Below are 13891 nucleotides of genomic sequence, written 5' to 3'. Positions count from 1 at the left end.
CTCCGCGCGCGCCGCCACTCCTCTCCCACAGGACAAGTCCGGGACGACACTCGTCACCCCGGACATCCAGAACCTTCAGCTTCGGCGTTGTCCTACGGGCGCACCACCTCGCGCGGGGCCTCCAGCCCGAGCAGCATCTCCTCGCTGAGGGTCTTCTCACGGGCGATGGCGTAGATCATCAGGCCGTAGAAGACCTTCGCGCAGATGTCGGCGACCGAGTGCCCGACCTGCCCCGTCACGAAGGCGGGGGCACCGCCCAGCCCCAGCAGCGGGAGGGCGTACACGAGCGGGTGGAGGCTCCACGAGGCCAGCATCAGGACGCGCAGCCGCGTGAACAGCTCGCGCACGCGCGGCGTCTCGAAGCTCAGCACCCCGCGCAGCTCGCTCCACAGCACGAACAGGATGTACCCGAAGGGCACGCACGATGCCGCACCCCACGCCGCACGCAGGGCGAGGTTCTCGCGCTGGGCCTCCCCCACGTACCCCAGGCCGATCATCAGGGCGGCGGCCACCGCGAGCCGCGTCACGAGGCTGGCACTCTTGCGCCGCCCGATGTCGAGGACCAGCATCAGCGCCGCCAGGATCAGGGGCACCGTGGCGAGCCAGTCGGCGTAGCGGAAGGCGTCGGCGAAGGGCTGCCCGGTGGGGACGTAGGCACCGTTCTGAAGGGTGTAGGCGGCCTTCCAGCCCCCCAGCAGTTGCCAGTAGTGGTAGCCCGCCATGCCGACGGCCACGGCCATCAGGCTCAGGGCGAGACGGTAGGCGCTGGCGACCTGCGAGCGCAGCAGCGTGAACAGCAGCGCCGCGCCGCCCATGATCGCGGTCGTGAGGTTGAGGGCGTTGAGGATCAGCAGGTGCTGGCCGGCGGTGAGGGGCATCAGGTCGTTCATTCGGTCTCCGGGCGCGCAGCGCCGTGGGGGGTGAGGTGGAGGTGGTCGTCGAACCCTGCGGCGGACCCGGTGACGCGCCGCAGGTGCCCGGCGAGGACGCGCTGCAACTCGCGCGGCTCGGTGGCGGCGTGCTGGTCGCGCACCAGGGCGAGCAGGCGCGGGGCACGCTCGTCGAGTTCCTCGTGCAGCTCGCGCTCGAAGGCCCGCCACAGCTCCTCGGCGGTCGGAACGGCGGGGGGCGGGCCTCCACTTGCGAACGGGCCACCCACGGGCGGGGGGGCCGGGGCGAGGGCGTCGGGGGCGTGCAGCAGCGCGGGCAGGTCGCGCGGGGTCCACGCGATCACGGTCTGGCGGTAGCCCGCCGTGTTGATGGGCAGGGCGGCACCGGGGGGCACGCTGCCGCGAAGCTCCCAGATGTGGTGGTGCGTCAGGCCGCGTTCCAGCAGCAGCACGCCCTCGAAGCCCCGCGCGGCGAGGTCGGTCAGGAGGGTCGGCTGGTGCGCGGTCAGGGGCTGGGCGAGCGCCAGAACCCGTCCGTCCACGGCGGCGAGGGCGAGCGACGCCGGCCCCGCCCCCAGCGCGAACGCATGGACCGTGCCGTGTCGCGCCCCGCGCAGGGTGGCCTCGGCGGCCTCGACGGGCGGCAGGCCACCGGACACCGCGTGGACGACGCGGCCCCGGTGCAGCAGCAACCAGCCCCGCGTCCCACCGGGCAGGTCCACCTCGAACAGCCCCGTGCATCCCTCGGCCCGACGCTGGGCCAGGGTGGCGGTGAAAGTCGAACTGGGCAGGTACTCGCCCGCCGTGCGGCGACGGGTCAGCAGCCGAAAGACGTGGGTGACGGGCGAGGCGACCCCGGCGCTCATCCTCGTCCCCCGTGGGCCGTGCCGCCCGGTGAACGTTCAGCCCAGGGCTGGACCTCCCGGCGCGTCGCCCAATCTCCATTCCACCACCGCGAACGAGGCAGGGTCTTTCCAAGTGCGCTTAGCATTCTCCCCTTGTAAAAGGGGAAGACTCACAGGAATCTTTTCGGCCTCTCCTAAAAGTATCCGCGCCGACAAAAATGGAACCGAGATGGATGGTGCAGGGACTTAACGGAAGAGCTTGTCTCCAAAGCACCTGTCCCCGGCTGTGAGGGAGGGGACATCGGGGACCCAGGCGCAGGGAGGCACGTCGGGCAGTCGGGTGTTGGACCACCAGGGAAGCTGTGGTTCCAGGAACGCCCGAGGGGGTGAGGGGGTGAGGTCACTCGGCCTTCTCCCCCCACAACTAACGAGCGTTTGTTAGACTGGCGCTACAGATGACCCAGCCTGACACCCGCGCCCCGGCGTCGTCCTCCCCCGCTTCCGACCTGTGGGCGGAGGCCCTCGCCCGCCTCGCCGCCGACCGGGAACGGGTGTGGGCAGGTGGGGGGGCGAGGGCGCAGCAGCGTCAGCACGACAAGAACCGCCTCACCGCGCGGGAGCGCATCGCCCGGCTGGTGGACCCCGGCACCGCGTTCGACGAGCTGATGACCTTTGCGGGCTGGGGCATGTACGAGGAGGTCGGCGGTTGCCCGAGTGGCGGCACCGTAACGGGCATCGGGCAGATTGCGGGCCGCCCCTGGATGATCGTCGCCAACGACGCGACCGTGAAGGCGGGGGCCTTTTTCCCGATCACGGCGAAAAAGGTCATCCGGGCGCAGACCATCGCCCTCGAAAATCACCTGCCCGTCGTGTATCTCGTGGACTCGGCGGGCGTGTACCTGCCCATGCAGGACGAGATTTTCCCCGATCAGGACGACTTCGGGCGGGTGTTCTACCTCAACGCCCGGATGAGCGCGAGGGGCATTCCGCAGATCGCGGCCATCATGGGCAATTGCGTGGCGGGCGGCGCGTACCTGCCCGTCATGTGCGACACGCTGATCATGACGGAGGGGTCGGGCCTGTACCTCGCCGGACCCGCGCTCGTGCGGGCCGCCATCGGGCAGGTCGTGGACTCGGAGGAACTGGGCGGCGCGGCCATGCACGCCGGGATTGCCGGGACGGTGGACTACCGCGAGCCGGACGACGACGCGGCGTTGAGCCGGGTGCGTTCGCTCGCCGACCTGTACGCGCAGGGGGAGGTGGCCCCGTGGGCGCGGCGGCGGTCGGGGGTGCGTGAGCCTCAGCCGCGTGACCTCACCGAACTCGTCGGTTTCGATGGGAGCAGGCCCTACGACGTGCGCGACCTCATCACGTCCATCATCGACGGCGGGGCCAACGGTGAGCCAGGCTTTCACGAGTTCAAGGCCGAGTACGGGGAAACCATCGTGTGCGGCTTCGGGCGGCTCGGCGGCTATCCGGTCGGCTTCGTGGCGAACCAGCGCACCGTCATCAGGAAGAAGCTCAAGGCGGGCGGCGAACCCGGCCTCCGCACCCGCATCGAGGTCGGCGGCGTGATCTACGGCGACTCCGCCGACAAGGCCGCCCGCTTCATCCTCGACGCGAATCAGGCGGGTGTGCCGCTCGTCTTCCTCTCCGACGTGACCGGCTTCATGGTGGGCCGCGACTCCGAGCAGGAGGGCATCATCCGCCGGGGCGCGAAGCTCGTGAACGCGGTGTCCAACTCCGTCGTCCCCAAGATCACCGTGATCACGGGCGGCTCGTTCGGGGCCGGAAATTACGCGATGAACGGCAAGGCGTACGGTCCCCGCTTCCTCTTCGCGTGGCCCAGCGCCAAATACGCCGTGATGAGCGGCAACGCGGCGGCCAAGACCCTCCTCGACATCCAACTCGCCGCCCTGAAACGTGCGGGCCACGACCCCGACGACGAGGAACTCGCCCGCCTCTACGAGGAGGTCAAGACCAAGTACGACACCGAACTCGACCCCCGCTACGCCGCCGCCCGCCTGTGGGTGGACGAGATCATCCCGCCGAACGACACGCGCGAGCGGCTGATTCGCGCCCTGGAGGCGTGCGCCGGGAACCCGCACCAGGAGGAGTTGCGGGTGGGGGTGTTTCAGGTGTAGGTCAGTCCGTCCAGAAGTCGAGGAGTCGAGGGGTCAAGCCTCGCTTCTGTTTCTCGACTCTTCGACCCCTTGACAGCTCGACCCCACCGGAGGCTTCCCCCATGACCAGCACCCTCGACCGACCCACCAACCCCAACGTCTCGCCCCTGAACGACGACCAGCGCACCATCATCTCGGCCCTGAAGAGCTTTCTGAGAGACCGCGTGGAGCCGGGGGCCGCCGAGCGCGACCAGACGGGCGAGTTTCCCCTCCAGATCGTCAAGGAACTGGGCGACATGGGCATCATGGGCGCGCAGACGCCGGAGGAGTACGGCGGCTCGGGCCTGGACACCGCCACCTTCGCCATGATCATCGAGGAAGTCGCGGCGGTGGACGGCTCGCTGTGCCTCACCGTGGCCTCGCACAACTCGCTGTGTCAGGGCCACATCCTGATCGGCGGCACGGAGGAGCAGAAGCGGAAGTTTCTCCCCGACCTCGCCTCCGCGAAGAAGCTCGGCGCGTGGGGTCTCACCGAACCCGCCAGCGGCAGCGACAGCGGCGGCCTCCAGACGCGGGCGGTTGAGCAGGCGGACGGCTCGTGGATTCTGAACGGCTCGAAGAACTTCATCACGCAGGGGAGCGTGGGCGGCACTTATGTCATCCTCGCGCGCACGGACGCGCCGCGCCCCGGCAAGGGCAAGAACGACGGCATCAGCGCCTTCGTCTTCAACCGCGACGAGGTGACGGGTTTTTCCATCGGGCGCAAGGAGGACAAGCTCGGCCTGCGGAGCAGCGACACGGCCCAACTGATCTTCGAGGACATCCACCTGCCCGCCGAGGCACTGCTGGGCGAGCGCGGCAACGCCTTCAAGGACGTGATGCGCGTGCTGGACGGTGGGCGGGTCGGCATCGCCGCGATGGGGCTGGGGCTGGGCCGCGCCGCCTTCGAGTTCGCCGCGCGCTACACCGCCGGGCGCGAGCAGTTCGGCAAGGCCATCGCTCACCACCAGGACATCGCCTTCCGCCTCGCCGACATGGACACCCAGTTGGAGGCCGCCCGCCTGCTCATCCGCAAGGCCGCCGACCTCAAGGACGCGGGGCAGAACTTCACCGCCGCCGTCGCCCGCGCCAAGCTCTACGCGACCACCGTGGGCGTCCAGGCCTGCGACGAGGCCATCCAGATGCTCGGCGGCTACGGCTATATCAAGGAGTACCCGGTGGAACGCTACTGGCGCGACAACCGCCTGACCCGCATCGGCGAGGGGACGGACGAGGTGCAGCGCCTGGTGATCAGCCGGGACGTGATGAAGCGGTTTGCGGAGTAGGGGACGAGTACAACATCACGCCGATGTGTTTCCGAGGCGCGGCTGCCATCCTGGTATGGTGCCGCGCCTCAAGACTATTTCTCTCCGAACGTTGCTTACAGCACGCGAGAAATTGCCTCTGCGACCTGACGACCGTTTCGAGCATCTGCTGGAGCGATTCAGGGTCGTGTTCGATGCGTCGCGGGTAGGCAAGGACCTCTTTCAATTACAACGCAACAATCTTGTGTTCTGGTTGTTCGAGGGCATGCTCCACAGCATTGAAATCACGGTGGGCCATTCTCCGAGCGATCTGGTGAACTGGTGTGGCTTCGATTTCTCAAACGACATCTTGAATTGGTGTGCAGAGCAGGGCATTGAACTTTCCCCGATGCAAGAGGCTGACGAAGGTCAATTGTGGATGTCGCTGTCAGGCGCATTGATTGCTCTACAGGGCGGCAGCCTTTGGAACATCACGCTGACTATCGGTTGAGCAGCCCTACCCATACCGCCCCACCCGCTCCACCAGCAGCCCGAAAAATCCGTCCGCATCCACCTCCGTCATCACCTCGGCGTTAGGTGTCTTGCCCGTCACGTTCCACACGTCCGCCACTGTGCGCCCACGGCTCGGTCCCTCGGTCAGGTCCATTTCCACATGCATGGGGCGCGTCTTGAAGAGGTCCGGGCGCAGCAGCCACGCGACGGTCAGGGGATCGTGGAGGGCACCACCGTCCCAGCCGTAGCGGACGCGGTGGTGTTCGGCGAAGAACTCCAGCAGCACGGCCACGAACTCGCCGACCTCGGTGCCCAGGTCACGGAACGCCTGCACCCGCGCCGGATGTGCGATGGCCTGATGCGAGGCGTTCAGGCCGATCATCGTGACGGGCACGCCGGAGGTCAGGACGATATGGGCGGCGTGCGGGTCGGCGAGCGCGTTGAACTCGGTGGCGGGCGTCCAGTTGCCCGTGTCGGTCGAGCCGCCCATCCAGACGATCCGCCGGATGAGGGGCGCGATGTCGGGCGCGAGTCGCAGGGCCAGGGCGATGTTCGTCAGCGGCCCGGTCGGCACGAGAGTCACGTCGCCGGGATGCTCCCGCACGGCGCGGATGAGGAAGTGTGCGGCGTGCCCCGGCTGCACATCCCGGCTGGGTGAGGGCAGGTGTGGTCCGTCCAACCCGCTCTCCCCATGCACGAGTTCGGCGCTGATAGGCGCAGCGACGAGCGGTCGGTCGGCCCCCCGGTACACGGGCACGTCCGCGCGGGCGAGTTCGCGGACGATCAGGGTGTTGCGGGTGGTGCGCTCCACCCCGACGTTGCCGAAGACGGTGGTGAGGCCCAGCACCCGCAGCTCCGGGCTGGCGAGCGCGAGAAGGATGTTCACGGCGTCGTCGTGGCCGGGGTCGCCGTCGAGGATGACGTTGAGGGGCATTTGTCATGCATTGTGTCACCCCCTACCGGGTGGATGAATTCAACGTAAGCTATTCCGCATCTGCCCCACGCCGCCGCCCCTACACTGTGTCCATGAAGGGCCTGCGTGAATTCATCGACTGGCTCCGGGAGGCGCTCAAGGGCGCTCCCCAACCGCAGCCGGTCCCCATTCCCGTCCGCGTGCGCGACCGCCGCTGAGCGGGCCTCCTCACCTCACAACCTTCTCGCTCACCCACAGGTGGGCGTTTTTCTTGGGAGTGGGCGGTGGAGCGGCGGGCGACCCCTCAGTCAGCTTCGCTGACAGCTCCCCTGGGGGGGAGCCTGAACGGCTTCTGCCTCCCTTTCAGGGGAGGTGCCCCGAAGGGGCGGAGGGGTCGCCCGTGACTCCGCCGAACAGCGCCCGCGTAGCGCCGTCCCGCCTCCCCCTCTTGGTGACACAGGGCCGCCGCCCGCCGCCGGGGCCGCGCTATGCTGCGCGCCGTGCGCGGTTCGTCCCAACACGTCCCCGAACAAGCTGTGTCCGCGCCCGGCGAGCACGGCATGGAGGACCTGCGCCCCCTGATCGCCGACCGACCGGCGGAGGAGCGTGAGCGGGTCGAGCGGGCCTACGCTTTCGCGCGGGACGCCCACGCGGGGGTGAACCGCAAGAGCGGCGAGCCGTACATCACCCACCCGGTCGCGGTGGCCGTGATTCTGGCGGGGCTGGGGATGGACACCGACAGCATCCTCGCCGGGCTGCTCCACGACACGGTGGAGGACGTGGAGGGCGTGACCTTCGAGGCCATCGAGCGGGAGTTCGGCGAGGGCGTGCGCCGCATCGTGGAGGGCGAGACAAAGGTCAGCAAGCTCTCCAAGCAGGGAAGTCAGGCCGCGCAGGTCAGCGACGCGGGCCGCGACGTGCAGGCCGAGAACCTGCGCCAGATGCTCGTCGCCATGACGGGCGACATCCGCGTCATCGTGGTCAAGCTCGCCGACCGCCTCCACAACATGCGGACGCTCGGGGCCATGAAGCCGGAGAAGCAGGCCAGGATCGCCCGCGAGACGATGGAGATTTTCGCGCCGCTCGCGCACCGCCTCGGCATCGGGCAGATCAAGTGGGAACTCGAAGACCTCGCGTTCCAGTACCTCCAGCCGGGCGACTACGAGTACCTGCAAACGCGGCTGCGGACCCGGCAGGAGGAGCGGCAGGCCCTCATCGAGCAGGCGGTGGCGCAACTCCGCGCGGCGCTGGAGGACGACCTCGAACTCCCCGAGTGGGTCAGCGACATCGACATCGCGGGGCGGAGCAAGCACCTCTGGAGCATCCATACCAAGATGCAGAAGGAGGGCAAGGGGCTGGAGCAGATTTTCGACCTCCTCGCCATCCGGGTGATCCTGACGCCGCGTGACCTCACCGTGCCCCCCGGCACCGACGAGAAACGCCGCGAGCGGGCCGAGGCGACGCGGGAAAAGCGCATCTGCTACCACACGGTCTCCATCGTGCATTCGATGTGGACGCCGCTGCCGGGCCGTTTCAAGGACTACATCGCGGTCCCGAAGCCCAACGGCTACCAGAGCCTCCACACGACCGTCATCAGCCAGAGCGGGCAGCCCATCGAGGTGCAGATTCGCAGCCTGCGAATGCACGAGATCGCCGAGTACGGGGTCGCCGCCCACTGGATGTACAAGCAGGGCACGGGCCTCGCGCAAAAGGACCGCGAGAACTGGATCGCCCAACTGCGCGAGCTGCAACACGAGATCAACGACGCCTCGGACTACCTCGACGCGGTGAAGACCGACATCCTCTCCCAGCGGGTGCGGGTCTTCACGCCGAAGGGGCTGGCGCTCTCGCTGCCGGTGGGCAGCACGCCCGTGGACTTCGCCTACCACATCCACACCCGCATCGGCGAGACGACGGTGGGGGCGCGGGTGAACGGCTCCATCGTGCCGCTCTCGTACAAGCTCGGCAACGGCGACATGGTGGAGATCGTGACGAGCAAGAACGGCCACCCCAGCAAGGACTGGCTGAACTTCACCGTCACCCGCTCGGCCCGCGCCAAGATTCGTCATCACTTCCGCCAGCAGGAACGCGCCGAGGCGCTGCAACACGGCCACGACCTGCTGGAACGCTACCTCCGCAAGCGTCAGCTTCCGGTGCGCCAATTGATGCGGACGAAACTGCTGGAGGACGCCACCTCCAAGCTCGTGGGCACCCGCAACCCCGACGACCTGTATCTCGCGCTGAACGCGGGCAAACTCACCCCCAGCGTGGTGGGGCGCGTGCTGTCGCCCAGCCTGGCCCAGGAGCAGGCCCCCGAGCGGCGCGGCCCGCCGCCCCCCAGGCCCACCGAACCCGGCGGCGTGTACGTGGAGGGCATGAGCACGGCGACGAAGCTCTCGCAGTGCTGCAACCCCATCCGGGGCGATCAAATCATGGGTTACCTCACGCGCGGGCGCGGCGTCAGCATCCACCGCCTCGACTGCCCGAACATGGTCCGGCTCCTCAAGGACGAACCCGAACGCTGCATCACCGCCAGTTGGGACGCGGGCACGCCGGGCAGCACCCTCGTGGACCTCGACGTGGTGGCCGTGGACCGCGCCGGGCTGCTGGCCGACGTGCTGGGCGTGCTGGCGGTCCAGAAGCGCAGCCCCCTCAAGATCGAGGCGGGCGTGAGCGCGGGCGACGTGGCCCACATCCTGCTGCGCCTCGCCGTGGAGGGGCAGGCCGACCTGGAGGCCGTGCGCGGTGCCGTTCTGCGCGTGCCCGGCGTCACCGACGTTCTGCGCGCGGGCAAGGGCAACGGGCGGGCGCGGAACGGGGCGGGGTGAGGCAGTTCCCTGAGTTATGAGTTTCTAATATTTGAGAACTTAAGACATGGCATTTCATCGGTTGGGAGAGGGCATGGGATTCTACACAATCGTTGACGTGCCGTTTCCGTCTGTCGTCTTCAAGGTGAGCGAAAACAATCTATTCGTCATTGGCTTATTTATATGGGTGGTAGAAAAACTGGAGAAGGAGATGGCCGCCCGGTATGGGCAGGTCAAAGCAGAGGTTATCTTCATATCAAAATTTGGTCAGTATGACTATCACATAGCGCTGACATTCCCCCATCAAACTGATCTAAAGGCAGACGGTTTCCTGATGGAAAGATTTACCAAGAAGCCGACGCTTTGATGACAGATATAGTTGCGCGGACGAGTTTGAGTCATTATTTGCAATACTTCGACGCAAACAGCAAAAAGCTCGCACATCAAGCGGCCAGGATAGTCAAGGTGGAAGGGGATTAAAACATGTTCCTGACGCCCCTCGCCGAAACTTCGTTGACGTGCCTCTGGGCAGGGAATACTCCCATACACTCCCCCCCCCCACACCCTTTCCTCCGCCGCCCCTCACGCTCCGCCTCTAGCCTGGGCCGCATGATGCGCCGCGCCCTCCTCCTCTCCGCCGCCCTGTTCGCCGTCCAGGCCGGGGCACAGACGCTCGTGCCGCTCGACTCGCGCCCGGCGACGCGGGTGCTGCCCGCCCTGATCGCGGGGGTGCGCGGGGGAACGCCGCATGTGCCCGCCGCCGACCTCCTCGGCAATGCGGAGCGCGGGGCGGACCCGGCGGCCCTGGGGGCGTGGCTCGCCGCGCAGCCGACGGACGGGCCGCTCGTGGTTGCGCTGGACGCCTTCGCCTACGGCGGTCTGGTCCAGTCGCGCACGAGTCCGCTCACGGCGCAGGAGGCATTGGCCCGGCTGAACCCCGTGCGGGCGTGGGGGGGGCGGACGGGGCAGCCCATCTTCGCCTTCATCACCCTGCCGCGCGAGCCGGACGCGACGAATCGGGAACGCAACCTCGCCGTCGTGCGTGAGATGGTGGAGTGGGCACGCTCGGGCGTGTTCAGGGAGCTGCATGTGACGTGGGACGACGCCCTCCCCGGCAGCCCCTCCCCCGCCGAGGGCGCGGCGCTGGCGCAGACTGCCTCCGAGAACGTGCGCGTCTACCCCGGCGCGGACGAGGTGCTGGCGATGCTCGCCGCCCGTGCCCTCGCGCCCGCCGAGAAGACCGTGCGCGTGGAGTACAGCGACCCGGCGAAGGCCGCGCAGGTCATCCGCTACGAGGGCATTCCCCTCACCGCGAGCGCCGAGAACCACGCACGGGGAAGCGGCTTCCGGGTGGTGGGGGAGGGCGCGGCGGACCTGACCCTCTTCGTCTACAACGGCGGGGACGCGAGGCAGGCCGCCGTGCGTGTGAGCGCCCTCCTGCGGCGCGGCCCGGTTGCCGTGGCGGACGTGGCGCAGGTCAACCTCGGCAATACCCGCCTGTGGACCGACCTCGCCACCCTGCGGCAGCACGCGAACCTGCGCTCGCTCGCCGCTTGGGGCACGCCGGGCAACAACCTCGGCACGGCCCTGGCCCACGCCCGGATGACGTTGGAGGGGGCCGACCCGCTGCGGCAGGACGCCCTCCTCGCCCGCGAGTACGCCAACGACGTGATCTACAGCGCCGAGGTGCGCGCGGCCCTTCGCAAGGCCATCCCCGAGGCCGAGCTGAGCACGCCCGCCGGGCAGGCGCGGCTGCTGGACCTCGCGCGGGGCTATTTCCCGCTCCGCCTCGGTCTGACGTATACCCTCGACGACGCGACGTTGCCGTGGGGCCGCTCCTTCGAGTGGGACTTCGAGCTGGAGGGGCGGTGAGGGGGCCGTCCATCGTCTGAAAAGCGTCAGTCACGTGGTTTGTCCTGGCCTATCGTCTGCCCATGCTCGCTTTTCACCCCAACCTGTTCGTGCGCGTCGAGCAGCTTGAAGGCCCCCGCTCCCCCCAGCCCCGGCCCCTGGAGAGCGGGTTTTCTGTTACGTGTATGTACCGGGTGCTGGGCGTGTACTCGCCCTCCGAGACCGCCGAGGCCTACTTCATCCTGGCGAACGACACCGACCAGATGTGGTTCATCAGTCAACGCCACCTGCGGTTCGCGTGCCTGCTGGACTCCCCGTCCCAACGTCTGCCGCTGCCACTGGAGATGCAGCTTCGTTGAACGGGTGGTGGGACCTGAAGGGTCCGGGGTTTGGTTCTCGTGGCCCGGTGTTCGCTCCACCCTCAGCTTTCTCTCCAAGTTCGACGACGCGAAGTTGCCGTGGGGCCGCTCCTCCGAGTGGGATTTCAAGCTGGAGGGGCGGTCAGTTTCCACCAAAGTTCCTGTGCATTCCTGCCGTCGCACTTCTTCTAACGGTTAAACTACAGATAGATGACACCACCTTCCCGCCACTCTCTAGTGTTTTCCTGTCAGAATGGTGATAATTTAGAGCGAGTCCTACCAATCGCCTCTCTTGGAGTCGTGCAGAGTCTAAAAAGCGGCCTCATCTCCACTCAGCAGGCGGAGGCTCTGTTGTTTAATCCATTCCGCAACAATCAATTGGCAGCACACGGCGTCTCGCTCGAATTGTTGACCTTGCTTGAGCGGAGCTTCTTTCTCGATGATACTCGGCGTTTGGGTCCAGCAAGTTTTCAGGCGAGTGTGATAGATGTTGAAAAACGCATCGTACAAGCCCTTGAACGGCTGTCGCCCTTGCCTTTCGCTGCGAGCATGCATGTAGAGCCGAAATAGAGGAGAGCAATTTTCTACTCCACCCGCGCCGCCAACTCCCCCCTCGGCTTCCTCTCCACGCTCAGCGACAGCGCCGCCCCGATCACCAGCGCCGCGCCGAGGAGGGCGGTGGGTGACAGCCGCTCATCGAAGAGGAGGGCGGCCAGACCAGCGGCGACCACGGGTTCGAGGCTGGCGATCACGCTCGCGCGGGTGGCGGGCAGACGCCGCAGCCCCGCCCCGTAGGCGAGGTACGCGAGGTACGTGCTGAAGACGGCGATGGCGACGAGGGACGCCCACGCGCCCGGCGTCTTGGCGCTGAAGGTGACGAAGGGCAGCAGCCCCAGCGCCCCCACGGGCAGCGCGACCGCGAGGAGGGCGTGGGGCGCGTACGTCCCGAAGAAGGCTTTGCCGTACAGGTAATACAGGCTGTAGGTGAAGCCCGCGATCAGCCCCCACCCCAGGGCCGCGCCCGTGACGTTCACGCCCTGCCCCCCGCCGAGGCTGATGAGGGCGATGCCCGCCAGCGTCCCCGCGATGGCCGCCGCCTCGCGCCAGCCGGGACGCTCGCGCAGCAGGCCCCAGCCCAGCAGCGCCACGAAGGCCGGGGCCGTGTACAGCAGCACGGAGGCGAGGCTCGCGCCGCCCGCCCGCACGGCGAGCTGGTACGACCCGTAGAAGACGCTCACGCCGAGGATGCCGAAGATGGCGGTGACGAGCAGATCACGCCCACGCGGGAGGCGGGCACGGGTCACGCCCGCGTGAAGGGCATACAGCCCGCCCGCGAGGACCGCCCGCCACAGGGCGACCTCCAGCGCGCCGACGCCCGCCGCCTGCGCGTTCTTGCCCAGGATGCCCAGCAGCCCCCACAGCACCGCCGCGACGAGGATGAGCAGGGGGGCGGGGACGTTCAACCTCGCCTCCGCCACACCGCCACGGTCGCCAGCAGGACGGTCAGGAGGCCGAACGCCCCCAGGCCGAGGAGGAGCAGCGTGCGCGGGTCGCGCGTGGAGCCGACGGGCGCGAGCAGCCCCACAGTGAAGGGTGAGGCGTCCCCCGAGGGAAGCAGCACGTCCACGGGCACGGGTGCCCCCTCGCGGCCCGCTTGCAGCGAGGCGGGGCCGGGCACGGTGACGGGCCGCAGCACCCCGTCGGGCGTGAAGGGCGAGTAGACGCTGCTCGTCACCCAGTAGGCGTACTGGCCGGGCGGGATGGCCGCGTCGATGACGAGGTTCGTCCCCTCCACCCGCACGGTCGGCGCGGCGAGGGGGGTTGGCTCCCCCCCGGCCTCCGGCGCGGCCCGCAGGGTGCCCCCGAAGCCCGTGACCCGCAGGTGATAGCCCCAGCCGCCCGACCCGCTCACGTTGAGCCGCAGGCCGTCCAGCGTCCGCGCGCCGCCCACGCCCGTCCGCACGAAGATGTCCGTCACGCCCGCTGAGAAGCCGCCCGGTGCCCCCCACGGGTTCTCGATGCGCCCCAGCTCCACGGTGAAACGCATCCCCGATCCCCCCGCCCTCGCCTGAAAGCCGCGCAGGTCCAGCGCCTCGGCGCTCACGGCGGGCCGCGTGGGCAGGATGTACCCCCCGTCCCCCCGCGCATCCCCCGCCGGATCGGAGAACGACGCGAGCGCGGCGGTGAGGAGCGTCAGCACGCGCGCCAGTATAGCCCCGCCGTCAGGAGGGCCGGGATGGGACACACCCTCCGCTGCTCCTCGCCATCATGCGCTTTTATCCCGATTTGGTATATATCCCGGAGTGG

Annotated in this window: 13 protein-coding genes; 8 read left to right on the top strand and 5 right to left on the bottom strand. The window is 68.4% G+C overall.

Features of this window, described 5'->3' with window-relative positions; all coding sequences use genetic code 11:
* Window positions 1-92: 92 nt before the first annotated feature.
* On the bottom strand, window positions 93-890 hold the full coding sequence (locus tag V3W47_RS10685; protein WP_331825191.1) for a bacteriorhodopsin: 798 nt from the start codon (window positions 888-890) through the stop codon (window positions 93-95).
* Window positions 887-1756: a hypothetical protein gene (locus V3W47_RS10680; RefSeq protein ID WP_331825190.1), complete on the bottom strand. Its 870-nt coding sequence runs from the start codon at window positions 1754-1756 to the stop codon at window positions 887-889. Before V3W47_RS10680 ends, V3W47_RS10685 begins: the two co-directional genes overlap by 4 nt.
* Before the next feature lie 434 nt (window positions 1757-2190).
* Between V3W47_RS10680 and V3W47_RS10675 the strand changes: the two genes are divergently transcribed.
* The 3 genes from V3W47_RS10675 (at window position 2191) to V3W47_RS10665 (ending at window position 5652) form a co-directional block, all read left to right on the top strand.
* Window positions 2191-3879 (top strand): acyl-CoA carboxylase subunit beta, encoded by a 1689-nt coding sequence (locus V3W47_RS10675; RefSeq protein WP_331825189.1) that lies wholly within the window; start codon window positions 2191-2193, stop codon window positions 3877-3879.
* Between the two features lie 101 nt (window positions 3880-3980).
* Window positions 3981-5183 carry an acyl-CoA dehydrogenase family protein gene (locus V3W47_RS10670; protein WP_331825188.1) on the top strand — a complete coding sequence of 401 codons (1203 nt, stop codon included), beginning with the start codon at window positions 3981-3983 and terminating at the stop codon, window positions 5181-5183.
* Between the two features lie 58 nt (window positions 5184-5241).
* Window positions 5242-5652, top strand: coding sequence for a hypothetical protein (locus tag V3W47_RS10665; RefSeq protein WP_331825187.1), 411 nt, complete (start codon window positions 5242-5244; stop codon window positions 5650-5652).
* A 6-nt stretch (window positions 5653-5658) separates the two neighbouring features.
* Here V3W47_RS10665 and V3W47_RS10660 read toward each other — a convergent pair whose 3' ends face one another.
* A complete protein-coding gene (locus tag V3W47_RS10660; protein ID WP_331825186.1) occupies window positions 5659-6588 on the bottom strand; it encodes a nucleoside hydrolase in 930 nt (309 codons plus the stop codon).
* A gap of 539 nt (window positions 6589-7127) precedes the next feature.
* Between V3W47_RS10660 and V3W47_RS10655 the strand changes: the two genes are divergently transcribed.
* The 5 genes from V3W47_RS10655 (at window position 7128) to V3W47_RS10635 (ending at window position 12154) form a co-directional block, all read left to right on the top strand.
* Window positions 7128-9395 (top strand): RelA/SpoT family protein, encoded by a 2268-nt coding sequence (locus V3W47_RS10655; protein WP_331825266.1) that lies wholly within the window; start codon window positions 7128-7130, stop codon window positions 9393-9395.
* A 73-nt stretch (window positions 9396-9468) separates the two neighbouring features.
* Window positions 9469-9741 (top strand): hypothetical protein, encoded by a 273-nt coding sequence (locus V3W47_RS10650; RefSeq protein WP_331825185.1) that lies wholly within the window; start codon window positions 9469-9471, stop codon window positions 9739-9741.
* Window positions 9742-9986: 245 nt separating this feature from the next.
* Window positions 9987-11246, top strand: a complete 1260-nt coding sequence (locus V3W47_RS10645; RefSeq protein ID WP_331825265.1) for a DUF4127 family protein — start codon at window positions 9987-9989, stop codon at window positions 11244-11246.
* 62 nt (window positions 11247-11308) lie between these two features.
* The gene (locus V3W47_RS10640) at window positions 11309-11584 is read left to right on the top strand and encodes a hypothetical protein (RefSeq protein WP_331825184.1); all 276 of its coding nucleotides are present in this window, start codon (window positions 11309-11311) and stop codon (window positions 11582-11584) included.
* 210 nt (window positions 11585-11794) lie between these two features.
* Window positions 11795-12154 carry a DUF3969 family protein gene (locus V3W47_RS10635; protein ID WP_331825183.1) on the top strand — a complete coding sequence of 120 codons (360 nt, stop codon included), beginning with the start codon at window positions 11795-11797 and terminating at the stop codon, window positions 12152-12154.
* Between the two features lie 14 nt (window positions 12155-12168).
* On the opposite strand, the gene V3W47_RS10630 is transcribed toward V3W47_RS10635, so the two are convergent.
* Together V3W47_RS10630 and V3W47_RS10625 are read right to left on the bottom strand one after the other, a co-directional pair.
* Window positions 12169-13047, bottom strand: a complete 879-nt coding sequence (locus tag V3W47_RS10630; protein ID WP_331825182.1) for a DMT family transporter — start codon at window positions 13045-13047, stop codon at window positions 12169-12171.
* The gene (locus V3W47_RS10625; RefSeq protein WP_331825181.1) at window positions 13044-13784 is read right to left on the bottom strand and encodes a glucodextranase DOMON-like domain-containing protein; all 741 of its coding nucleotides are present in this window, start codon (window positions 13782-13784) and stop codon (window positions 13044-13046) included. Before V3W47_RS10625 ends, V3W47_RS10630 begins: the two co-directional genes overlap by 4 nt.
* Between the last annotated feature and the right edge of the window lie 107 nt (window positions 13785-13891).

It is taken from the genome of Deinococcus sp. YIM 134068, assembly GCF_036543075.1.
GTDB lineage: Bacteria > Deinococcota > Deinococci > Deinococcales > Deinococcaceae > Deinococcus > Deinococcus lichenicola.
Note: the sequence above shows the minus strand (reverse complement) of the source record. Positions and strands in the feature narration are given on the sequence as shown.

Bases quoted from the DNA above. Each gene is read 5' to 3' on its own strand.
- V3W47_RS10685 (WP_331825191.1), bottom strand. From the start codon at position 890: ATGAACGACCTGATGCCCCTCACCGCCGGCCAGCACCTGCTGATCCTC.
- V3W47_RS10680 (WP_331825190.1), bottom strand. From the start codon at position 1,756: ATGAGCGCCGGGGTCGCCTCGCCCGTCACCCACGTCTTTCGGCTGCTG.
- V3W47_RS10675 (WP_331825189.1), top strand. From the start codon at position 2,191: ATGACCCAGCCTGACACCCGCGCCCCGGCGTCGTCCTCCCCCGCTTCC.
- V3W47_RS10670 (WP_331825188.1), top strand. From the start codon at position 3,981: ATGACCAGCACCCTCGACCGACCCACCAACCCCAACGTCTCGCCCCTG.
- V3W47_RS10660 (WP_331825186.1), bottom strand. From the start codon at position 6,588: ATGCCCCTCAACGTCATCCTCGACGGCGACCCCGGCCACGACGACGCC.
- V3W47_RS10655 (WP_331825266.1), top strand. From the start codon at position 7,128: ATGGAGGACCTGCGCCCCCTGATCGCCGACCGACCGGCGGAGGAGCGT.
- V3W47_RS10650 (WP_331825185.1), top strand. From the start codon at position 9,469: ATGGGATTCTACACAATCGTTGACGTGCCGTTTCCGTCTGTCGTCTTC.
- V3W47_RS10645 (WP_331825265.1), top strand. From the start codon at position 9,987: ATGCGCCGCGCCCTCCTCCTCTCCGCCGCCCTGTTCGCCGTCCAGGCC.
- V3W47_RS10640 (WP_331825184.1), top strand. From the start codon at position 11,309: ATGCTCGCTTTTCACCCCAACCTGTTCGTGCGCGTCGAGCAGCTTGAA.
- V3W47_RS10635 (WP_331825183.1), top strand. From the start codon at position 11,795: ATGACACCACCTTCCCGCCACTCTCTAGTGTTTTCCTGTCAGAATGGT.